Origin of the sequence: Streptomyces dysideae, from assembly GCF_001514305.1 — a bacterium.
GTDB classification, from domain to species: domain Bacteria; phylum Actinomycetota; class Actinomycetes; order Streptomycetales; family Streptomycetaceae; genus Streptomyces; species Streptomyces dysideae.
In genome coordinates this window covers 228,898-249,881 of the sequence record NZ_KQ949080.1, presented here as the reverse complement: position 1 = coordinate 249,881, position 20,984 = coordinate 228,898, and the positions used below count along the sequence as shown (strand labels likewise).

Genomic DNA, 20,984 nt, shown 5'->3' with positions numbered 1-20,984 from the left:
CACCCCCGTCCAGGCCGACGTCGACCTCACGGCCTGCCCCTCCCCTCTACCTGCTCAGGAGTCCCCTCATGTCCTCGCGCACTCCGTCCCCTCCTCCGACGTGTTCCGAACGCCTCGCCTGGTCACCGGTCGTCCGACGCGGTGGCCAGTGGTGGCTGGTCACCGGTTCCGAATGGATCCTCGCCACCGATCCGACGTTCACCGGCGAGCTGGACCGCTTCGCCGACGCGATGACCGCCGCCGACCAGGCCGTCGCCGATCTCCGCTCGCAGCAGAACGACCCGCCGACCCCCGGGTGGCGACGATGAACCCGCTGCTGAGTGCCGAGCAGGCGGTGCTCGGCTCGGTGCTGCTCGATCCCGGCCAGCTCGCGCACCTGGACTGGCTCGCGCCCGATCACTTCTACCGGCCCATCCACCAGGCGCTGTTCGCCGCCTTGCGCAAGCTCCGGACCGAGAACCATCCCGCCGTGGCGACCGGAGAACGCGTGCCGCTGTCCTGGGTGACGGACGCCGTCGCCGAGGCCAGCAACCATGTCCGGGGGCTGACCGAGGTGTATCCCCACATCCTGATCTCGGCCTGCCCGCGACCCGAGCACGCCCCGGTGTACGGCCGGATGGTGCTGGAGGGAGCGATCCACCGCAGCGTGACCGCGCACGCGATCCGCCTCCACCAGGCAGCCCGCGCCGCCGCCCTCCAGGGTGAGGTGGAAGGAGCGCTGCACCATGCGGACGTCCTGGCCGGGGTGCTCGAAGACCTCGCGCGCCGTTGGGGGTCCGAACCGCGCCCGGTCGCCCTGGCGACACAGCCCCCCACAGCTCCCGTCGCGCCGCCGCCGGTACGAGCGGACCATGTCGCCGAGGACGAGCAGTTCCTGCTGGCGGTTCTGGTCGAGCGGCCGAAGGCGATGGACGAAGTCGTCGGCTGGCTGCGCCCCGGCGACTTCGCCGACCCCGCCCACGGCCAGCTCTATCGCTGCCTGGGAGCGCTGCACCACCGTGGCGAACCCATCGACCGGATCACCGTGCTGTGGGAAGCCCAGCGGCGCGGTCTGCTCGCCGACGGCACGCTGACCACCGAACAGCTCACCGCCATCTGCAACGGCGTCGGCGCCGGCAGCGCCGAGTGGCTCGGCGAGCAGATCATGCGCTCCTCCGTCGCCCGTACTGCCGCCGCCTCCGCCCGCGCCATCCGCGCCCTGGCTGAGAACGAGACCCTGGCCCCCGGACGGCTCATCAGCCACGCCCTGCACGCGCTCGGGCCGCTCGACGAAGTGCGCGCCCGCTGGCAGACCGCGAACGGCCACCCCGCTCCGGCGCCGCCCCCCGCGCCGCCGAGCGAGGGGCCCCCGACGGCGCAGGTCCACGCCGCCCTCGCCCGCAGCACGGCGCGACCGGCCGCACGGCCCTCGGAATGCCCAGGCTCTGCCTCCACATCATCAGCCGCACGACCGCCCTCGCGCACCCACGGCTAAGCCGTCCTCACCCACCAACCCAGCCCATCCGACCGTCCCCACCTTGGAACGCCCCGTGGACAACACCCCACTCTCCGACGCCCTGGCTCTGCGCGCCACGGCCTCCGCCTTCGACGCCCAGCGCGGCAAGCTGCCGGTGCCGGGAGACCCCCACCGCTCACCCGATGTCGTCGCCGTCGCACGCCAGATCTCCGAGCTCGGAAAGCTGGTCAGCGATCTGGGCGACGAGGTCCTCTTCCGTGCCGCCGACCAGGAGCAGGCGCCCCACACCGCTCGTGTGATCACCAACTTCGCCGCCGCCGTCGAGCCCGCCGGCGAAGCGGCTTCCGCCCTGGGAGCAGTGGCCCATCAGCTCGCCTTCCTGAACCAGACCGAGAGTCTGCGCGACCAGCCCGACGCCAGGGATGCCCGGGAGGCAGCAGTACGGGTGATGGAGGAAGCGCTCGCCACCGCCGGCGCGGCACTGCTCGACGGAGCCAACTCCCTACATGCCGCATCGGCAACGGTCTCTCCCCCGTCCGCGCGGTTCCAGGCTGCCCGCAGCCGGTCCGCGACCACCGCGCGTTCTCCGGGTTCGCCGCCGCCCAACGTCGCCACGGCGGTGGCGGCCCCCTCGGACCGAATCGCACGTGGCCGGTGACATGGAAACCGCCACCGCGCGAATGCCGTTGATCGGCTCGCTCTGCTCGGGTTACGGCGGTCTGGACCTCGGGGTCCAGGCCGCGCTCGGCGGCACCGTGGCCTGGCACGCCGAGATCAACCCTGACGCCGCGCGCATCCTGGCCCGGCACTGGCCCGGCGTGCCCAATCTGGGGGACATCACCGCCGTCAACTGGGCCGATGTGCCTCGGGTGTGCGTCCTGACGGCCGGTTTTCCCTGTCAAAGACGTCTCCGTCGCCGGTCGCCGAGCCGGACTCAACCCCCACACCCGCTCGGGGCTGTGGCTGCACGTCGCCCGTGCGGTCGAAGCCCTCCGCCCCTGCTTGGTGGTGATCGAGAATGTCCGAGGTCTCCTCACCTCGCCGGCCGGTTCCCCTGGCGACGTGGAATTCTGCCCGTGGTGTCTGGGAGACGACCCAACCCAGCCTCCTGTGCGGGCACTTGGTGCCGTACTCGGCTCCCTGGCCTTCCCTGTCAAGTCGGCGTGTTGAGATTCTGAGGGCCTGGGATCAGTCTGATGCAACGGTCGGCCGGGCCCTGCGCGGACCACGGTCATGCAGTGCGGAAGCTCTGGTGTCACTCGCTGGGTTGGATCGGCCGGCGGGTGTGGAGCGGGATGACGTTCGGACTGGGATGAGCGAGAGCCTCGCGCAGTTGCTGGTTTTCCAGGGTGAGTTGGTTGATGACTCGGATGAGGTTCGGGACGTCGCCCCGCAGCTGGTCGAGTTCCTTGTTTTTGTTGGCGATGGTCTTTTTCAGGTCCACGATGGTCTTGCGGAGCCGGATTTCGACGTCCGGGGCGGCGCCGCGCTGCCGGACGTGTTCGTAGAATTCGTTCCTCAGGTCGGGGTGCCGCTGGGTCAGGGCGTTTCTGGGAACGCCGGCTTCGTGGGCGAGAGCGACGATGGTGAGGGCTCCGTCGGAGTTGTGCGGGGTGTCGGCGAGGATGCGGTCCATCGCGGCGCGGATGCGGTCGCGTTCGTCGGGGGCGGGGCTCATGCCGAGGTCTCCTGGCGGGTGATGCGGGTGCGGTCGTGGTTGTCGGCGTAGGAGCGAAGCCGGGTCGCGTTCGCGCGTAGGCGGTCGCCGACGGGCTGGGGTGTGTGGGCGGCCTTCTTGTCGAGGATGTCGGCGTGCTCGCGGAGCTGGGCGGCGTGGTGGTCGGTGCGGACGATGTTGCCGCAGCCGGCGACGCACTGGTCCAGGGTGGGCGCCTCCCTGGCCTCGCCCTTGGCGCACAGAGCTCGGTCGCGCTTGTAGAGGCAGAGCAGGAGTGCGTGGGGGTTGTCGTAGAGGACGGCGCCGTCGCGGGCGAGGAACTTGCGGGCGAAGTCGGCTTTGACCTCGCGTCCTTCGAACCGCGGGGTGCTCGCGGCCTGGGTGAGTGCGCGTCGGGCGGCGGGACCGGAGAGACCGCCGCCGGCTTCGAAGTGCTCACGCAGGTCGGCGGCTGTTTCCGCGACGGCCAGTGCGGTCTCGATGTCGATGATGCGGTGGATGCCGCCTCGGCTGCGGGAGGCGTATCCCTCGGAGACCTCGGTGGCCAGGGCAGTGCGTATGTGGCCGTACTGGATGGCGAGGGCGACCAGGCCGCCGGGGCGGCGAGCGATGTGCCAGGCCAGGGATCTGCGGAACCGGGCGGTGCCGATCTTGCCGTGGGGGTCGGGCGGGACGACCTCGTCGGGCAGCCCCTGCGCGAGTGCCTCGGTGTTGGCCCAGGCCACGAAGTCCTCGATCCGGATGCGCATCGCCGGTGCCTTCAGGGAGCCGGTCTTGCGGTGCTTGGACTGGAACTGGTGGTCGTTGAGGTCGAACAGAAGGTGGCCGTCGGGGACGATCCGTTCCAGGATGCGGATTGCATGGACCACGGGTGCGATGGCGACCCAGGGGACGTCGCGTTCGACGCCGGCGGACAGGTGGTTGCCGTCCTCGTCGGTGGCGTTCTTGTAGTGCCGGCTGCGGATCAGGTGCGGTTCGGCCCCGTCGTGTCCATCGTCGGTGTCGCCGGCCCGGGTGCGGATCAGGTGACGTGCGCGAGAGCCGTCCGGTCCGGGCTCGGGGTCGGGGCAGCAGCCCGCCCGCATGCCGAGCACTACTGGCGGGAGGGGGTTATTCCAACTGTGCACTATTCCTGAGGCTTGAGCGGCCTCCGTGCGCCGCGCCCGCGCCACCGTGCTCGTCTCTGGTCCGGCTTCGACCAGCACGGCCAAGTGCTCCTTCGCGCCCATCACCGTCCGCGGCCCGCGCCGCGCTGCGGACGAGGCCGCTCGCATGGTCGACCCGGAATCATGAGATGGGGAAGCCCGATGCGCTCACCGAAGCCGAGGTGAGAAATCTGCTTGTGCGGTGGCACCGAGCATGCGGAGAAGGCTGACGCGGAGGGCGTCCTGTGCGGCCGGGGCGGACAGGCGGCCGGCGTCCTGCTCCTCGCTCGCGGCATGGCCGAGCCTAATGGTCGCCGCGACCAGCCAGTCGACGGGGAGCCGGTCGTCGAACTCTCCGGTCTGCCGGCCGCGTTGGATCACCCGTCTGATCCGGTCGGCGACGGGCGTGTGCCGGTCGTGGTCGGCCTGCGAGCTGACGGGGTGCGCGCTGATCACCTGCAGCAGTACGGGGTAGCGCCCGGTTACCTGTGCGCCGGCATCGAGCACGCGCATCAGGGCGTCCGCGGCGGGGCCGGTGCCGAGGTCGGCGGCATCCATGGCCGCGACGGCCTCCTCAGTGATCCGCTCGACCACGGCCAGCAGCAGGTGCTCCCGTGAAGGGAAGTGGGCGTAGACGGTCGGGCGGGTCACGCCCGCGGCGCTGGCGATCGTCTCCAGGCTGGCGTCGGGTTCGGCGTTGAGGACCCGGGTTGCGGCATCAAGGATGGCGGCCCTGCTGCGGCGGGCGTCAGCACGGCGGTTTCGGGAGGGGGAAGACGTCATCTCTTACATGTTGCCAAACTTATCGAAGCCTGCATAATCTTACAGAGTGTAAAAGATCGTGTGTGAGCATCCGACCGACGGGAGTGACATGCGCCCACTCGGCAACACCGACCCCAAGCAGTTCATCGCCGACTTCTTCACCTGCTTCACCGAGGACTTGCTGCAGACGGACGAGGATGCGGCGCTGATCGTCGACCGCTATCACACCCCGGACATCGTCGAGATCGCCGACGGACACCGGATGGACCGCGACAAGCTCATCGCGCACACTCGCCCGGTCCGCAAGAACCGGCCCACCATCCGCATGGAGGTGCACGAGGCCATCGCCGACGAGGGCCGGCTCGCCGCCCGTTACACCCTGCACTCCTCGCAGCGCGGCAAAGACCTCGCCACCGAGGTCTACTTCTTCGGCCAGTTCACCCCCGAAGGGCGTATGTGTCAGGCACACATGACAACCCGCACTGTTCCCGTGGACGGCAGCGGCGAGCGGCAAGAGGCGGCGTCGTGACCGAGAGCACGTACACCGTCACGGGCATGGCCTGCGGGCACTGCGCGGAGTCGGTCACCGAGGAGCTCGAGCGCATCGTCGGCGTTGCCGCCGTAACAGTGGACGTCGACAGCGGCACGGTTGTGGTGACCGGCGACAGGGATTTGGAAACCGCGGACGTACGCGCCGCGGTCGAGGAAGCAGGCTACGAGCTCATGACCGAGGACACATAGATCCGCATCGGCGGCGTGGCTGTCCCCGCAACTCGGATGCCTGCGCGGCATCCACCCACAGCACGCAGTCACTGCAACTCCTCTACAAGAGCATGAGCCCAGATGCTGATCACCGCACCAGGGTTCAAAAACACGTACTGACGGTGGCCGGCGGCGCTCCGTCATTCCCTTCCTTCTCGCTTCTCGGCGTCGTCTTCGGCTCGTGCAGCGAGGTACTCGGCCCAGTCACGTTTGGCGTAGGTAACCCAGCGGAGTGCGGTGTGGCGGTGCATCCCGGTCACGTCGGCGAGGATCGGGCTGGGGAGATCAGCAGCGAGGGCGGCCAGCGCCGAGTTGCGGGCGGTGCGAACCGGGATGCCGTGCCGGTTGAGTTTCTGGGTCATGCCGTGCGTCGAGATCGGCTTGCCCGGGACCATGCCCGGGAAGAGCCATCGAGGGCCCGGGTGGGCTCGTGAGAGCTGCGGCCGTAGCTGGGGCTGCTCGGCGAGGCGCCGCAGGAGTTCAGCGAGTCGTGGAGGCAGTAGTACCGAGTGGCGGCCCAGGACCAGGTGGGCGTGCTTGTCACCGAGCTTGAGGTGCTCGGGCGTCAGATGGCAAAGGCGTTCGGTGGACGGGCCGAACAGCAGAGTGATCGCGCCGGCGGCCCGGACGTCCGCAGGTAGGGCATCGTCGATTAGGCAGCGCTGGAGGAGCGGCCATCGATCGTCTTCGTCGAGGAAGTTCTGGGGCTCCTGCCTCGGGATGGAGGGGACGGTCAGTTCACGTGTGAGCCGACGGCTTGTGGTCCATTTCAGGAAGTATCGGACCAGGTAACGACGTTGGCTGGTGGCTCCAGTGATCCAGTCGTCGATGTGCTCTTGGGCGAGGTCGGCGAGACCCAAGTCGCGTTGGTCCATCCAGGCCAGAAAGTCCAGGGCGACCCTCACTCGGCGCCGCAGGTCACGGTCGGCGGAGGCGGGATGGCGGCGAGTGGCGGCCCGCTGGCGTGCTCGCCGAAGCAGGAACCAGTGCAGGAACGGGCGGGCGAGGTTGGCGTGCGCGGGCGGCTTGTCCGCGAGCTCGTGCTCCAGCCAGCCGGGGATGCGTTCGATGTCCTCGTTCCGGTCGTCCAAGATGCCGGTGTGGACGAGGAGTTGGCGGATGTAGCGCTGGTTCCGGTCGGGCGGGAGCTCGTCCAGCAGCTCGTGGGTGAGCTCACGACCTTCGGCCGCCAGTTGAGCGAGGAGCTTGGTGTTCGGGCTCTCCTTGATCCACTGGATGGCGGGGAACGGTGAGGGAGCGTCCGCCAACGCGACTGCGAGCGGCTCCAGTTGTGGGACGACCGTGCCGTCAGGCCCGGCCAGCAGGGTGTTGACCCGCTCGGCGAGGACGCAGTGAGCGCATCGGCCGCGGGTGTGGGGGTTGCCGACCCGACCACACTGCTTGCAGGTGTAGTCGGCGGCGAAGCCGACACACGGTCCACAGACCTCGGCGCCGTCGTCGTCCCGCGCGATCAGCGGCTGGACGATGCCGCAGCGAGGGCACTCGGTCGGCGACCGGAGCACGGCGGTGTAGCAGACCTGGCAGACCGGCCCGATGGGCCACCGGGTGGTGCTCGGCCTGGTCCGACCGCAGCGGGCGCACGTCTCGCCGGTGCGGTGCCGCTTGTAGCAGGTGGCGCAGATCGGCTGGCCCTCTTCGTCACGGCTGACGCAGGGACGGACACGGCTGCAGATCGAGCAGGCAGCCTCGGGGCCCTGGTAGCAGCCGTCGCAGAGGTCCGGCTGCCCGTCCCGTGCGTTGCAGGCGATGCGCTTGAGCTGCCCGCACCGGCCGCAGAGGCGTCGTGGCCGACGATGCCGGTTGTAGCAGAGATGGCAGACCGCGCCGTCGGCGTCGATACGGGCGGCGACCGCGGTCTTGCCGCAGATCACGCAGGTATGCGTCGGGCGTTTCCAACAGTTGATGCACAGTCCTCGCCCGTCGTCCCGTCGCACCACCGGGTGCCGGAGCTGGCCGCAGTCGGCGCACTCTTTGAAGGTGGCGGGGTCGGTGCGGTAACAGCGGTTGCAGATCGGCCCGTCGTGGCGCCGGGCGGCGACGCGCTGGCCGTCACGGTGGCAGCGTGCGCAGGTTTCGCGACGGCGGCTTCGAGCGTCGCATGAACCGCAGACCCGCCCTTCAGGGCGGAGCTGTCGCAGGTCAGCCCGGATCTTTCCGCAGTGAGCACAGCCGGGACGGACCACGGGGTGTCCGGCGTCGTGCAGGACTTCAGCGAGCCGCAGCAGAACCGGCGGGCAGAGCGAACTGCCCGACGTCAACGCGTCAGGGCGGGCGGCAAGGTGTCCAGCCAGTTCCTCCAGGAAGCGCGCCGCCCCGCGTACGGGGATCGGCACCGCGGCCACCAGCGCGGCCTCGGCCTCTTGGGCGTCGAGCGACGGCAGCGCCGAGATGAGCTGGCCGATGGCGGCGGCCGTCGCGGCCTCCATGCGGGCGGCCTGCGCGGCGAGCCGGGCGACGGTCGACGGGGCGGTCGGCGAGGATGCGGTCACAGGCCCTCCGGGCGCCGGATCGAGGTCCGGCGCACGGCCGGAAGCGGACCGGGCGTCTCGCCGTCGGCGGTTTTGCGTACCTCTTCGTTGACGACCTGGACCTCGATGAGGTCGTTGGGCTGGCAGTCGAGGATGTCGCACAGAGCCGCGAGAGTGTCCATCGACATCCGCTGCGGCGGCTGCGTGACCAGGCGGAAGACCTGCTCACGCGAGAGATTGACGCCCCGTTCGGCCAGCAGCGGCACCAGGTCGGTGGTCTGGAACATCTCCCGGTCGGCCATGAGCTTGCGCAGGTTCCAGCGGTAGCCCATCTTCTTGATCACTTCGGGTCCTCCCAGATGCCGGGGTATCGCTGGCCCAACTTCTTGTGCACCAGCCGGTTTCGATACTCGGCCGAGACACCGGTGTAAAGCGCCGTCGTGCTGGCATAGCTGTGACCGGCCTGGTCTTGGATGAACTTTTCTGGGTAATCAAATTCGGTCAAATGTGTGATATAGGAATGTCTCAGGCAGTGCAATTCGAGTTCTTCGGGCAGGTCAGCGGCCTGTTTGGCGGCTTCGAAGGCTTCGTTCGCCGACCGGCGTGACAGGCGCCCGGAGCGTTCGGTGACCCAGATCGCGGGGTGCTTGCCCACGTTGAACCGGGGCCGGACATCGGTCAGGTAGTGGTCGAGGGTGTCGACGATCCAGTCCATTTCGGGGACGGTGAAGATGGTGCGGCGCTTGGGTGGGCTGCCCTTGGAGGACTTGCCCCAGCGTACGAACACCGCCCCGTGGCGCTTGTACTGCGGGGCCTTCGGGTTTCTCCGCAGGTCGGCGAGGTCGAGGCCGATGTTCTCCCGGCGACGCATGCCGTAGGCGTAGTAGGTCTTGAGCAGGGCGGAGTCGCGCATCGCGGTCAACGCGCCCTTGCGGCCGCGCTTTCGGATCTCCTCCACCCGTCCGTCGGCGGCGTCGAACAGGGCCTGGATCTCGTCGTAGGTCAGCTGCCGGCGGCTCGGATCGCCCTCGTACTCGCTGACGTGGCTGACGGTGTTCCATTCGTGCAGGATCTGGACCGGCACCTGACCGAATCGCTGCTGGCAGACGGACATCCAGTCGTAGCGCGGATCAGTAATGTACTCGCAGAACAGCCGCAGGTGGTTCTGGTAGTTGCGGCCGCTCGCCACCGTGAACGTCGGCGTCTTCGTCCGCAGGTGGTCGATGAACGCCTCGAACTCCGCCGACTGCCATTGCCACGGGTACTGGTTGGAGAACTCGGCGAACCGACGGACCAGCGACAGCCGCGGCTTGATGGTCCCGTCCCAATTCAGGAAGCGGGCCCGCTGCTGCTTGGTCCACCCCTCCAACATCGCCTCGAAGACGACGGGTTCGGGGTCCAGGTAGGAGATCCCGTCCACGAGCATCAGGTGTGCCGCACCCGCCAAATCGGCCGCTTTCGCCACTCCAACCTCCGTTGCGTTAGGTGCAACATTGTTGGGATGACATCACCCATGCGCAAGAGTCGCTGGTAGATCGCGTGCACGGTGCGAGAGGATGACGGAACAGACGCCTGTCACCTGCAGATTCACGCGTACTTGAACCCCGCGGAGTGCTGCATCAGATGCAACTCCGCCCCGTTCTCTTGGGGGCGCATTCCTGTCAGGTACGCACAGATGATGAACGCGGCGGTGCCCAGATGCCGCATCAGGACGGGGGCCTCGTGGAAGTCGAGGACCTCCCGCCAGGGCGCCCCGGCGATCTTTCCGGTCACCGGCAGGTCCAGCGGACACGGCCCTGGTCGCTCGGCGACGGACCGTGTCAGCCCCCGTCGTTGGTTCCGCACGGTCACCTGGTTCAGGGAAGCGCCCGTCCTGGCGGCGATGTAGATGCAGGCGAGCCGGCTCTTGCCCTTGAGCACGACGGCGGGCAGGGCTTTGCCGACTGCGGTCATCGCGTCGAGGTAGGCGTCGAGTGCCGCACTTCCCGCCGGTGTCGACGGCGTGCGGGTCGCGGTGTCGCGAAGTCGGCGCGCTTGCGCCCAGGCGGCGAGAATGTCGTCGGCGAGGTCCTCGATCACGCGTATCGCCCAGACCAGCAGCGGGCCCGTCGTCTCCTCGGCCAGGGGCTCCCTCTCGTTCTCGCCGCCGTAGGAGGTGGCGGCGGGCAGGTAGTCGTCCGCGCCGAACTCGTCCCACGGCGGCCGTGCCATCCCCGTCGGCCGCGCGCTCAGCTCGTCGTAGGCCCACAAGCGGGTCACCGCGGTCAGGGTCTTCACCGCGACCTGCCGACCGGTCGCGGTGTCGCGTACGAACACGCCGTACTCGTGCAGCACCGAGCGGTCGCAGGCGGCCAGGGTGCGAATGCCGCGTTTGTCCAGCCATCTGGCCAGCTGCATCCAGTAGACGACCGTGGCGGGCGTCGCCCCGGCCGACAGGCGCGAGCGCATCCGCACGCCGTGCTCCTTGAGGAACGTGCGCCGCAGTTCGCCGTTGATGAAAGTCCAGGCCACCAGCCGCAACTCCTCGCGGAAGGCGGCCGGGCAGTTCTCCCAGAAGATCGACCTGCGTCCCTGGCTGGGGTCTGCGATCAGCGGGGCCATGGGCCAGACGAGGGCGCCGTAGTTGGCGTTGAGGTGAGCGTGCTCTGCCACCACCAGGTGGGCGGGGACGACCGGCGTGGCCGGGTTCGGCAGCGGGAGGCGGAAGGGATCGGGCTGGGCGGCCGTTGTCACGGGTTGAGCTCCCCGGTCAGCAGGTGGTCGACGATCTCGCGGTCGGCATCGGTGATCCGGGCCAGCGCGTGCCGCCAACCGCCGTCACCGATCGTGTTCTTCAGGTCTTCCAGACGGGCGTGTGTATCGCCCCAGTCCCGTTCCCATGCAGATGGGGGCAGCACGGACCGCATTTGGGTGAGGGCCTGGTGCAGGTGGCCGAGCCGCGGATGGTGGTCGGCGTGGACGCGGGCGTTCGTGCAGGCCAGACACAACAGGAACGAAGCGCCGCAGCCTCCGCCCGGGGCCGGGACGGGACTGCCGTCGGCGTCCGAGCAGTCCGCGGTCGCGGTCTCCGCGTGGGCCGGGTCGCGGACCTCGCTCAGCATCGCGGCCAGCTTCACCGCCTCACGGGCCTTGCGGACAGCGGAGGCGGCGCCGGCCGCGATGACCGGAACGGCCGCGGCCTGGACCCGCTGGTCGGGCAGCACGTAAGTCCGGTCGTGGGTCTCCTGCGAGTGCTGGGCCCGCTCGCCGCGCTCAACGGCCAACACCGTCCGGCGTCCCCGCTGGAACGGTGATCCGCCGATGCCCTCTTTCTTCCCCCAGTCCCGTGCGTCGTCGTAGCTGACGCCGAACCGGATCGGACCGACAGGCAGCGGCCGCTCCATGTCGCCGGTCGTCTTGTCGGCGCGGTGGGTGCGCCAGGCCACGAAATGGTCGGTGCCCGGGGCGAGTCGGTCGGCGAGGACGCGGGCGAAACGGGTCGCCCGCAGGGCCTGGGTGATCAACCGCCCCGGGGAGCCGGCGCCGCTGTCGGTGACGTTCTCCGTCTCGTAGTGGCGTCCGGCGCCGCGGCGGTACTTCACCAGCGGGATGCGGTAGGTCGGATGCCCGTCCATCCCGGGATCGGCGGTTGCGCGGGGCGTGACGGCCCGGTCGATCACCGACAGGTTCCACCCGTACTCGGCCATCAACAGCACCCCCAGCGCGGTCGCCTCCCGCCGGGACAGGAACAGCCGCTGCCACGTCACCTCCGAAGTCGCCCCGCCCAGCACCCGGCGATATCTCCCGGCCAGCGTCGTCTGACCGGCGGGCCCTCGGGTGTGGGGCAGTGCGCCGGTTCGGGCAAGGACATCGAGGGCCTCCCCGAGCTCCCGCTCGCGGCTGTCCGAGGTGAACTCCCCGCCTCGCCAGCGTTCCAGGTGCCGGGCGTTGTCCTCGATCCGCAGCAGCGCGGCCCGGAACATCCGCCGGGCCACCAGCTTGACCTGTTCGAAGTCCGCCTCGTTGAAGGACTGCCGCGTGCTGGGAAGATCGCCGACGCGCCGGGCGAGTTCCTCCACCACCGGGCCCGTTTGCAGGCGGGCGTCGCCCCGCAGCAGAAGCGTCACGCTACTGAACAGCTTCCGACCGCCGGCGGTCGTCCGCACGCTCAGCCACCAGCGCTTCACCAACGCGGCGGAGATCTCGTCCAGATCCCGCGGCGGCTGTTCCTGCTGCGAAAGAAACGTCGCGAAGCCGGCCACGTGGGCGTGAACGCTCTTCGAGGTGCCATGGCGGGTCCAGGAGCTGGCGCACCGGGCGGCGAACAACGCGGCGAGCGAGCGCTGCAGCGGCTCGGCCACCGGCAGGGCAGAGAAGTCGTACTCCTTGACCCGGCCGTCCGAGTTGTAGTGACGAACCGTCAGCCTGTCGAAGGCCAGTGACTCGGGGCGACTGTGATCGGCCGGGGGCAGCGAAGCCTTGCGTCCGCGGGCGCTCACTCGGCACCCTGTGCGGGCGCCATGCAGGCATCGATGTCCTGGATGCCCTCCGCATCGCGGGCCACCCGCGCGAACAGGCCGTCCAGGTCCGGCGTCGGAGCGTCGGGCGGTGCCGCCGCATCGGCGAGCATCGACTGCAACTGCAGATGCCTCACCGGAGCCAGATACGTCTCGACCGTGGTCTCCCGCGACGCATGGCCCAAGAGGCCCTGGACCATGAACCACGGATCACCGTAGAGCAGCCTAAAGTCCCGCCGCTCGGCCGGCGTCAGCCCGTAGCGCCGGTCCATCACCTCATTCAGCACCACCAGCATGAACAGTGCGAAGCTGTGCCGGCCGGCGTGAACGGTCGTATAGGGGGCGAAGACCTGGTGCGGGTCCCGGCCCAGGTGCTCGGGCGGGGTCAGGATGCGCTCGCACCGCTGGTTCGCCGTGCGGAACACCCCTTCCCACGAATGCGGTTGGAACGGCAGTCCCTGTTCGTTCAGCCACAACCACAGCGGCTCCGGCCCCTCCGGGCCCTCGGTGAACAGCAGCATCCGCTCCTGCCAGGTCAGCCGAGCCAGTTCCCGCTCACCGACGACACCGTCCTGGTCGCACCAGCGCACCAACGGCTTCGTCCCGCGCGTGACCTCGGCGACCAGCCGCCTCCCGGGCAGCCGGTCATAGCGACCCGCCCTCTGCGCCTGCCGCACCGCCCATGCCCGCGACGAGTCCATGTAGTTCTCGACATCGCCGACCGCGCCGGCCGAGACGTAGAACGTCCGCGACTTCTTCGACCGGGTCACCTCAGCAGCGACCCTCCCATGGCAGTAACGCCCGCCTGACAGACGGATTCTGGGGACCTCGAACGTCAGCAGCGCCCCCGCCTCCAGGCGCCGCAGCCCCGACGACGTCACCAGCCGCGTGAACGCCACGTTCCGGTCCTCCAGCCGGCCCGCCCAGCCCCGCTCCGGCACCCCCTGCCGGGTGTGGCCCCGCAACCCCACGTTGATCCACAGCCTCCAGGTACGCGGCGTCAACCAGTGCACGTTCGACGGCCTGCTGTCCTTCGCCTTCGCCACTGCGACCGTCAGCACCTCACCGCGCCGGCCCAGAACCTGCCTGGTCGCCACCGGACTCCGGCTGATCCAACGCTCCTTGACCGCCCACGCGAACAGCCCCGAGAACGCGGACAACTCCCGGTTCCACTTCGACCCGCCGATCCGGACCGGATTCTCGACCGCGTGCAGACGCCAATGCTCGTAGTCCTCCAGATCCCGCGCCGCCGCATTCGTCCACGAGCGTCCACGACCCCACAGAAAGGTCAGCAGCAATGCGATATCCGTCGCGTAGTTCCGCTTCGTCTCGACCGAATAGCGGCGAAAACCCGGCGACTGCACGTACAGGCTCAGCAGCGGGTCCACCCGGTAATCCGGCGACAAGAAGACCGGGTCGCCCGCCCGGACTCCGACCGACTCCTCACGTGCCGTCAGGTCCCCCCACCCCGCCAGCAACCCGTTCGGTATCCCGCTCCGGGCCCTCCCCGGCGGCACCCAGCACACCCGCCACTCCACCCTGAGCACACCCCTCTCGATCGGCTTCAACACGCCGATTCAACAGGGAAATCACCGATCTCCGGTACGACGCAAGGTGGCTCGTGCTTCGTGCCTCCGACGTCGGAGCCCCCCATCGTCGCGAGCGCACCTTCCTCACCGCCTGGCCCGCCGAGCACCCTGCTCAAGACCCCGACGAGCAACATCGGCAAGAACGGCGGCTCCCAGCACCCGTCGAAGAGGAAGAGCGGCGGCCACGGCCCGAACCTGGCCGACGAGGTGGAGTGGCTGTTGCCCACGCCGAAGGCGTCGGACGGAGTCAAGGGCTCGCCGAACCAGCGGCACGGCAACGGGGACATGACGCTGCCGAGTGCGGCAGCGTCGCTGCTGCCCACCCTGAGGGCGAGCGACACCGGCACCCCCGGCCGCCGTCCGGGCAAGGGCTGGCGCCCGCCCCTGTCGGCGGTTGTCCTGCCGCTGTGGGCGGAGGCGGCCCCGGAAGCGGAAGTACCGCCAGGCGATGGGGAGCGTACGCCTCCGCCATCGCCCGATGGGAGAACCTCACCCGCCCCGCGCCGCCGCCCACCGACGCCGCCGGACGCCTGCGCGCCGACTTCGTGGAGTGGATGCAGGGCCTGGCCCCCGGCTGGGTGACCGCCACTCCGGGACTCGGCCGACCGGCTCAGCTCACCGCACTCGGCAACGGCGTGGTCCCCCAACAGGCCACCCGAGCCATGCAGTTGCTGGCACCGCCTTTCCCGGGCTGCCCCCGCTGCACCACGCCGTAGCGCCCCACTACCCGGTTTCCCCGGCCGCGCCAAAACGCGGAATCTCCGCATCCTCCTACCCATGCCGACCTGCGAAGGGAGCACCGCCGTGACCTCCAGAAGAGCGCGCCGCACCTCGCCCCCGCCCTGCTCGCTCACTCCCTTGGATCCGCCATGTCCGACCCCAGCAAGGCCACCCCCGAGCCCGAGCCGTTCCGCGTTCCCGACGGCGACCTCGACGATCTCGCCAGCACCCTCGCCAAGACCATGGCGGAGGTACGCCAACACGGCGTCATCCTGGACCGCCTCGGCTCCGAGCCCGTCTCCACCCCTCAACCCACCGCGGGCACCTCCATCGCAGGCGCTGCCGGCGCCGACAAGGCCAACGTCCCGGCCTCGGTGTTCATCCTCGCCCTGGGCGGCAAGGCGTACGCCGTCGAGCTGGCCGCGCTCAGCGACTGGGTGAACCACCTGTTCCTGCCCGTCTACGGACGGGAGATCAGCACCACCCGACCGTGGTGCGACCAGTGGCACGAGCACCCCGAGGCCGTTGCCCGGCTGCACGCGCTCTGGCTCGCGTGGCAGCAGCTCACCGACGCCGAGGCCGGCCTTTCCGGTCCCTCGACGTGGCACCGCGACCACCTCGACCAGGCCCTGGTTCATCTCCGTGCCCCCGACGGCCCCTTCGCCGCATGCACGACGAGCCCGACCCGGCCCAACCACCGCGTGCTGGCCACCCCGGCGCCCGAGCTGACGGGAGCCACCCAGTGATCACCGAACCCGACTTCCGGCTCGCCGACTTCGAGCCTGCCGACGCCGCCTCCGAACTCGCAGAGAGCAGCATCTGGGCCGGAGACCTGACCGTGCTGGCCGAGCACCACACCACCCCGGAGGGGACACACAGCTACCTCGTCGCCCACGACAGGTCGATGACCTGGGGCGTCCCCGGTGATCCGGCGCTCGTCGCCATCAAGATCACGCGGGACCTGCGCGAGCGCACGTTCACCTTCGAGACCGCGAACCACGCCAGCCTTGCGTTCGCCCAGAACTGGCTGATCGAGCATGGCTGCCCGCCCGAGCGGATCGCCCAGGCCAAGGGGGACTTCCTGAAGCCCGCCGACGATCTCACCCTCTGGGTCGAGCGGCAGATCCGGGAGTCAGGCTCTCGTTACAAGGTCCTCGACAGCTGGACCTCGGACTTCGCCCCGTCCGAGACCTGGACGTTGACCCGTGACTCCAGCGCCGCTCGGGCACCGATTCGTGTCTTTCTCGAAGAGGGGAACCCCGACGCCCACACGTACACGATGCGCGAGGGCGCCTTCGCCGACGAGGCTGCCGCCCGCCACTGGCTGGAAGACCGCGGCAGTCCGCTGCCGCAGCCTCCGGACTACCGCGGTGAGGCCGCCGCCCGGCTGACCCGCGCCGCCCTCACCCGGTCATCGGGTGCCTCCGCGATCCCGAAAGCCGGCCTCGACACGGGCAACGCGCCGTCGGCAGGAACGGGTCAGCGCCCGACCCCCCGGAGGCCGATGTGAGCCGCGCCCGCTTCGCCTTCGCCGCCCACCCGGACGCCATCGCGGACCTGCGCCAGCTCCCCGACGAAGTCCGTGACCTAGCGCTGCTGGAACTGCAGAACCTGGTCCACGGCAGCGACGACTGCCTGCCGCTGACCGGCCGCCTCGCGGGCTTCCACAAGGTCTACGTCGACCCGGCCGTCTCCTACCGGATGGTCATCCAGTTCCGCCCGGCCCCGCCCACCTCGACCCACAAACGCGAGATCTACCTCGTCGCGGCCGGTGCCCGGGAGGACTACGCGGTCTACCGCACGGCCCAGCTCCGCACCAACCGCATCGGCCTCAACCGGCAGGAGGGCACCGACGCGGCGGCAGAGGCCCGAGTCCAGGCGGCCCGGTCCCGATCCCCCCACGCGACCGACCCGACCACATCCCTCCCAGCCACCGCTCCGGCGCCAGCCAGCCCCGCCGCCCCGGCCACCTCCCGAAAGGCCTCCATGCGATGACCACCAACCGTGCGTCCCTCGACCGCGCCGAACTGGCCGGGCTGCTCACCGACGCCGCGCGGAGCGTCTCGGAGGTCCTGACGACCGAGTACCCCACCTCCGCCGGCCGCTCCTACCTGCATCCCGTCCTCGGCGCGCTGTCCGCCGGTCCGCGGGTGGTCCGCGACCTGAACGACCGGCTCGAGGAGTTCGTCGTCGAGGAGCCGCTGCCTTCCACCCCCGCCGGTCTGTTCACCCTGGCGTCCTACGCTTCCGCGCTCGGCTGGCTCACCGAGTCCCTCGCCGATCTGACCGCCTCCGTGGACCAGATCTGCACGCGCGTCGGCATCCCCGCCGAGCCGCCGGACCCGGCCTTCGCCGCGCCCTCGCCAACGAACCAGGACGACGAGTTCGACTTCGCGTTCAGCGCACTGGAGTTGGCCGCCATCCGCACAGCCGCCAAGGCTGCCGACCTCAGCCCCGGCGACTACGTCGAGGTGCTCTCCCGGTCCCTGCTCGCCGCCTCCCGGATCACCGACGCCTGCATGGAGATCTCCAGCGGCCTCCTCGAAGACGCCGCGTACGTCCTCAGTGAGGCAACCGATCACGTCCGAATCGGCGAGGGCCCCGACAGCCTGCCCACCCTGGTGCGCTCCCTGCTCGCCGGGATGGACGCTGCCGAATGAACCCCCACGACAGGGCGAAGCGGCCCGGCGCGCACCTGGTCGCCGAGAAGTTCTGCGTCGAGCCCCCTTGGCGCTGAGCGACGACCATCCACCCCGCGACCCGCGTTCCCGCGCCGGCCCGACCGCCAAGCCCTCCCGCTCCCGCTGAAATCCCCAGGAGGAAGACCCCATGTCCACCGTGAACTACACCCGCCACCTGGTCGAGCACCGGTACGGCCGCCCGCTGGAGGACCTCCAGCGCCACAGCGCGCATGGCGGTTCGGGAGATCCCGTTCTGCCCATCGTGCTGCGGCGGCTCGACGGCCTATCCACGACGAACGCCCATGCCCGTGCCGCCCGCCGCAATCTCGACGCGGCCTGGCAGCGCTGCCGCTCCGGCCAACACGCCCTCGACGACCTCGTGCTGCGGTACGCGGCCGAAGTCGTGGACCTCGAACGCCGCGAGCAGTCGGAAGCCGAGGCAGTCTGGGACCTGCTGGACGTCCGCCTCCTCCTGGACCAGCCTGCCGCCCGCCGGCCTTCGACCGCCCGGCGAACCGGCCCCGCGCCGGGCGATGAGGACCTCATAGCCGTAGCCCGCCAGGTCGCCGCCCGTCTGCCCCGGCTCAACCGCGAAGCCCTGCGCCAAGGCCTACGCGCCCGCGGCATCCACGTCAGCAACCGCCGCCTCGGCACGGTGCTCCAGCGTCTCCGCGCCGAGCGCGACCTTCACTGATCCGCGCCCCGCCGCCCGATTCCCTCGTCGTCATAACGGAGTTACCGCCATGTCCGCCCCCGCACAACCCGCAACCTCCCAGATCGGCTTCGTCGACGCCCAACGCGTCGAGGACGCACTGTCCCTCATAGCGCCGAAGTGGACCACTTGGTCGGCACAGACCCTGGCCCAGCATGGCGGCCCCATGCGTGTGCGTGATGTCGCCGCCCGCCTCCCCTTCGTCACCGAGCAGTTCGTCGGCAAGCGGCTGGCCCAGATGCACGATGACGGGCTGGTGACCCGAGCCGGTGATCGCCGCGGTGCCCCGTACCAGCTCAGTGGGTTCGGCGACGCACTGTCCCCGGTACACCGTGCGCTGTCCGACTGGTCCCACATGCACCTGCCGCTCGGCAAGGTGGCCGGTGCCGAGCGCGTCGAGGACGCCGTGCGCCGGCTGCACCTCCGCCACTCGACCGCCGTGATCCAGGCCCTCGACGCGGGCAGGCCCATGCGGTTCGTCCACATCGCCGAACAGGCAGGACTGGACAACAGCTTCACCCGGCAGCGCCTGATCCGGCTTCAGCTCGACGGCCTGGTCACCCGCACCGGGCCGCGCCACGGCGATCCGTACGTCCTGACCGCAGCCGGGCGGGCGCTGGGCCCGGTCTACGCAGCCGTAGAGCACTGGAGCAACCCCGTCGCCGCGCCACGTCCCGCCCCTGTCCGGGTCGCGGCGGCCAGGCGCACCCTCACGGGCATCCCGCCGGGGTCGGACGGCATCCGTACCTCAGCGGCCCTGCGGCGGAGCACCGCCGCGCCCAGCTCCCTGTTCAGCCACGCCCCGCAGCCACAACCGCGGGTGCCGGTGGCCGTGGCCGCTCAGTCGGCCTCCTCGCGGGGCCGGTGATCCGGGTGGTACTGAGAGTCAGCCGCTTCTCGCCGTTGCCACGGCGCCCCCGTGCGGTCCAGCCGTTCGTTCCTCCGCGCACGCGGGCGCGTTCCCCTCCTACACCTCGGAGTCTCGACCGTGAACACCCAGCCCTCCGACCAGCGTCCCTATCAAGAGGTACTGGTCAGCCCCATGTACCTGGCCGGCTCCAACGGGACCGGGGACGCTGGCTTCGCCCCTGTCAGTCACTGGCCGCACCACTATCTCGACGAGGGCCCCTGCCAGCTCCTCGTCACCTCGCCCGACCAGCGAATACGGATCGGCTGGTTCGGCGACGACTTCGAACTGTGGAAGATCACCGCCGCCGAGGACGCCGTCTCCGCACCCCGCTGGACGGCAACCTTCAACCACGTCACCCCGGCCGAGATCGTCGCCGGGCTCACCAGCGCTCTGGCCCGCGACTACGCCGAAGCCGAGGCCAGCGAAGGCAACGCGCGCTTCTTGACGAGCCCGTCGTTGTACTGGGCTGCTGCCGTGCGGCCGCTGACCAATGCCGGCTGGACCCGCGACGGGGCGGCCGAGCGCGGCACTGTCGAGATCATCGCCCCCGACGGACAAGCAGGCGTTCTGATCGACAACCGCTTCTCTGACTGGGACGACGAAACCGCCAGGCTGTGGGCCGGTCCTCCGGGTTGGGGCACGCGCGCGGAAGCGGTCTTCACAGCCCGCACCCCGACCCACCTGGTCGCGGCGACCGCAGCCGCCATGTCGGACTCAGCCCCGGCGATTCGTGAGCGGCACCAGATCAACCGCAAGGTGGAGCACTTGGTCACGCTGGCCCCGGTCGGCCAAGCCGCCGATCCTCAGATCTCTCGTGCTCCGACCCCACTCGACGTGCGCCGCACCGCTGTCGCCCAAGCCGTCCACCGCGCCGCACGCGCCCCACAGACAGCAGCCGACCTCCGCGTGGTGGCCGCTCGCAGTCGCACCGCGACTTCGGCACAGAATCTGTCGGGCAACCTCGCACACGCAGCCGCGGCCAGGCCGCCGGCCAGTCCGTCGGCCCCACGGCACAGCCGCTGACTCCCGCCCCCAGCCCCTCCGAGACGTCGCCTCTGACCGAAGCAGCACCTCCGAATACCGGGAGTTCCGCCATGCCCGACGCCACCGCACTCGATCAGGCCACAGCCATGATCGAGAAAGCCTGGGCCGCCCCCATCGACGTGCTGGAGAACCTCGCGGTCCGCCGCCCTGTCGAGGACCCTCTCCTCCGCTCGGCGATGCATATCCGATCGAACCTCGTCGTCTCGAACAACGCGGTCGCCGTCCACCAGGACCGTCTGCACGCCCTCACCCGGCCCGGTCATGTGCCGGCCTTCCACGACCTGGAGCGGATCACCAGCTCGGCGGTGGACCTGCGCGTCGCGCAGGCCGAGAGCCGCATAGCCCTGCAGGCGATCAGCCACGTGATCGAGGCCCGCGAAGCCGCCGTGACCGCGGACCGGGCACCTTCGCTCAGCCTGGCCCAGGCCGCTGTCGCCCGCTCCGCGCACACGCCGCGTGCGCTGGGCCAACCACCGGACCAGCCCGCCCCGTCGGCCGCTGTCCGCCCCACGGTGGCCACGACCGGGCCCGGACGGTAAC

24 protein-coding genes and 2 pseudogenes are annotated in these 20,984 nt (G+C 70.2%); 17 read left to right on the top strand and 9 right to left on the bottom strand.

Going from position 1 to position 20,984, the window contains the following annotated elements:
* The first annotated feature begins 68 nt into the window (after window positions 1-68).
* From AQJ91_RS13055 to AQJ91_RS58200, 5 genes and pseudogenes are all read left to right on the top strand, one after another.
* Complete coding sequence (locus tag AQJ91_RS13055) at window positions 69-308, top strand: hypothetical protein (RefSeq protein ID WP_067020027.1); 240 nt, start codon at window positions 69-71, stop codon at window positions 306-308.
* Window positions 305-1,474, top strand: coding sequence for a DnaB-like helicase N-terminal domain-containing protein (locus tag AQJ91_RS13050; protein WP_067020213.1), 1,170 nt, complete (start codon window positions 305-307; stop codon window positions 1,472-1,474). Before AQJ91_RS13055 ends, AQJ91_RS13050 begins: the two co-directional genes overlap by 4 nt.
* A gap of 43 nt (window positions 1,475-1,517) precedes the next feature.
* Window positions 1,518-2,114 (top strand): hypothetical protein, encoded by a 597-nt coding sequence (locus AQJ91_RS13045; protein ID WP_159054546.1) that lies wholly within the window; start codon window positions 1,518-1,520, stop codon window positions 2,112-2,114.
* Between the two features lies 1 nt (window position 2,115).
* Window positions 2,116-2,298: pseudogene (locus tag AQJ91_RS58205) on the top strand (hypothetical protein); the annotation flags it as partial.
* Between the two features lie 115 nt (window positions 2,299-2,413).
* Window positions 2,414-2,626: a hypothetical protein gene (locus AQJ91_RS58200; RefSeq protein WP_407696849.1), complete on the top strand. Its 213-nt coding sequence runs from the start codon at window positions 2,414-2,416 to the stop codon at window positions 2,624-2,626.
* Between the two features lie 85 nt (window positions 2,627-2,711).
* Here the strand turns inward: AQJ91_RS58200 and AQJ91_RS13040 are convergent, their stop codons facing one another.
* The 3 genes from AQJ91_RS13040 to AQJ91_RS13030 form a co-directional block, all read right to left on the bottom strand.
* Complete coding sequence (locus tag AQJ91_RS13040) at window positions 2,712-3,134, bottom strand: hypothetical protein (protein WP_067020022.1); 423 nt, start codon at window positions 3,132-3,134, stop codon at window positions 2,712-2,714.
* On the bottom strand, window positions 3,131-4,339 hold the full coding sequence (locus AQJ91_RS55500; RefSeq protein WP_159054545.1) for a hypothetical protein: 1,209 nt from the start codon (window positions 4,337-4,339) through the stop codon (window positions 3,131-3,133). The genes AQJ91_RS13040 and AQJ91_RS55500 overlap by 4 nt, the downstream gene beginning before the upstream one ends.
* 108 nt (window positions 4,340-4,447) lie before the next feature.
* Window positions 4,448-5,062 carry a TetR/AcrR family transcriptional regulator gene (locus tag AQJ91_RS13030; RefSeq protein ID WP_067020019.1) on the bottom strand — a complete coding sequence of 205 codons (615 nt, stop codon included), beginning with the start codon at window positions 5,060-5,062 and terminating at the stop codon, window positions 4,448-4,450.
* A gap of 88 nt (window positions 5,063-5,150) precedes the next feature.
* On the opposite strand from AQJ91_RS13030, the gene AQJ91_RS13025 reads away from it, so the two are divergent.
* Both AQJ91_RS13025 and AQJ91_RS13020 read left to right on the top strand, forming a co-directional pair.
* Window positions 5,151-5,570 carry a nuclear transport factor 2 family protein gene (locus AQJ91_RS13025; protein WP_067020016.1) on the top strand — a complete coding sequence of 140 codons (420 nt, stop codon included), beginning with the start codon at window positions 5,151-5,153 and terminating at the stop codon, window positions 5,568-5,570.
* A complete protein-coding gene (locus tag AQJ91_RS13020) occupies window positions 5,567-5,782 on the top strand; it encodes a heavy-metal-associated domain-containing protein (protein ID WP_067020014.1) in 216 nt (71 codons plus the stop codon). The genes AQJ91_RS13025 and AQJ91_RS13020 overlap by 4 nt, the downstream gene beginning before the upstream one ends.
* Before the next feature lie 161 nt (window positions 5,783-5,943).
* Here the strand turns inward: AQJ91_RS13020 and AQJ91_RS13015 are convergent, their stop codons facing one another.
* The 6 genes from AQJ91_RS13015 to AQJ91_RS12990 form a co-directional block, all read right to left on the bottom strand.
* Window positions 5,944-8,313: a hypothetical protein gene (locus tag AQJ91_RS13015; protein WP_079084863.1), complete on the bottom strand. Its 2,370-nt coding sequence runs from the start codon at window positions 8,311-8,313 to the stop codon at window positions 5,944-5,946.
* Window positions 8,310-8,636 (bottom strand): helix-turn-helix domain-containing protein, encoded by a 327-nt coding sequence (locus tag AQJ91_RS13010; protein ID WP_067020011.1) that lies wholly within the window; start codon window positions 8,634-8,636, stop codon window positions 8,310-8,312. Before AQJ91_RS13010 ends, AQJ91_RS13015 begins: the two co-directional genes overlap by 4 nt.
* Entirely contained in the window at window positions 8,633-9,757 is a 1,125-nt protein-coding gene (locus AQJ91_RS13005) for a tyrosine-type recombinase/integrase (RefSeq protein ID WP_067020005.1), read from the bottom strand. The genes AQJ91_RS13010 and AQJ91_RS13005 overlap by 4 nt, the downstream gene beginning before the upstream one ends.
* A gap of 122 nt (window positions 9,758-9,879) precedes the next feature.
* Window positions 9,880-11,025 carry a hypothetical protein gene (locus AQJ91_RS13000; RefSeq protein WP_067020002.1) on the bottom strand — a complete coding sequence of 382 codons (1,146 nt, stop codon included), beginning with the start codon at window positions 11,023-11,025 and terminating at the stop codon, window positions 9,880-9,882.
* On the bottom strand, window positions 11,022-12,770 hold the full coding sequence (locus tag AQJ91_RS12995) for a hypothetical protein (RefSeq protein WP_067019999.1): 1,749 nt from the start codon (window positions 12,768-12,770) through the stop codon (window positions 11,022-11,024). Before AQJ91_RS12995 ends, AQJ91_RS13000 begins: the two co-directional genes overlap by 4 nt.
* Window positions 12,767-14,176 (bottom strand): site-specific integrase, encoded by a 1,410-nt coding sequence (locus AQJ91_RS12990; protein WP_234382176.1) that lies wholly within the window; start codon window positions 14,174-14,176, stop codon window positions 12,767-12,769. The genes AQJ91_RS12995 and AQJ91_RS12990 overlap by 4 nt, the downstream gene beginning before the upstream one ends.
* Before the next feature lie 233 nt (window positions 14,177-14,409).
* On the opposite strand from AQJ91_RS12990, the pseudogene AQJ91_RS58195 reads away from it, so the two are divergent.
* The 10 genes and pseudogenes from AQJ91_RS58195 to AQJ91_RS12940 all read left to right on the top strand — a co-directional run.
* Window positions 14,410-14,472, top strand: a pseudogene (locus tag AQJ91_RS58195) (hypothetical protein); the annotation flags it as partial.
* A gap of 312 nt (window positions 14,473-14,784) precedes the next feature.
* Window positions 14,785-15,093: a hypothetical protein gene (locus AQJ91_RS53525; protein WP_067019996.1), complete on the top strand. Its 309-nt coding sequence runs from the start codon at window positions 14,785-14,787 to the stop codon at window positions 15,091-15,093.
* Window positions 15,094-15,246: 153 nt separating this feature from the next.
* Entirely contained in the window at window positions 15,247-15,843 is a 597-nt protein-coding gene (locus AQJ91_RS12975) for a DUF4913 domain-containing protein (RefSeq protein ID WP_067019993.1), read from the top strand.
* On the top strand, window positions 15,840-16,607 hold the full coding sequence (locus AQJ91_RS12970; protein WP_067019990.1) for a glycosyl hydrolase: 768 nt from the start codon (window positions 15,840-15,842) through the stop codon (window positions 16,605-16,607). The genes AQJ91_RS12975 and AQJ91_RS12970 overlap by 4 nt, the downstream gene beginning before the upstream one ends.
* Window positions 16,604-17,092, top strand: coding sequence for a hypothetical protein (locus AQJ91_RS12965; protein ID WP_067019986.1), 489 nt, complete (start codon window positions 16,604-16,606; stop codon window positions 17,090-17,092). Before AQJ91_RS12970 ends, AQJ91_RS12965 begins: the two co-directional genes overlap by 4 nt.
* On the top strand, window positions 17,089-17,757 hold the full coding sequence (locus AQJ91_RS12960; RefSeq protein WP_067019983.1) for a hypothetical protein: 669 nt from the start codon (window positions 17,089-17,091) through the stop codon (window positions 17,755-17,757). Before AQJ91_RS12965 ends, AQJ91_RS12960 begins: the two co-directional genes overlap by 4 nt.
* Before the next feature lie 169 nt (window positions 17,758-17,926).
* On the top strand, window positions 17,927-18,472 hold the full coding sequence (locus AQJ91_RS12955; RefSeq protein ID WP_067019980.1) for a hypothetical protein: 546 nt from the start codon (window positions 17,927-17,929) through the stop codon (window positions 18,470-18,472).
* A gap of 49 nt (window positions 18,473-18,521) precedes the next feature.
* Entirely contained in the window at window positions 18,522-19,358 is an 837-nt protein-coding gene (locus AQJ91_RS12950) for a winged helix-turn-helix transcriptional regulator (protein ID WP_067019977.1), read from the top strand.
* Between the two features lie 174 nt (window positions 19,359-19,532).
* Window positions 19,533-20,423: an SPDY domain-containing protein gene (locus AQJ91_RS12945; protein ID WP_199847917.1), complete on the top strand. Its 891-nt coding sequence runs from the start codon at window positions 19,533-19,535 to the stop codon at window positions 20,421-20,423.
* A 71-nt stretch (window positions 20,424-20,494) separates the two neighbouring features.
* Window positions 20,495-20,983: a hypothetical protein gene (locus AQJ91_RS12940; protein ID WP_067019972.1), complete on the top strand. Its 489-nt coding sequence runs from the start codon at window positions 20,495-20,497 to the stop codon at window positions 20,981-20,983.
* Window position 20,984 lies beyond the last annotated feature (1 nt).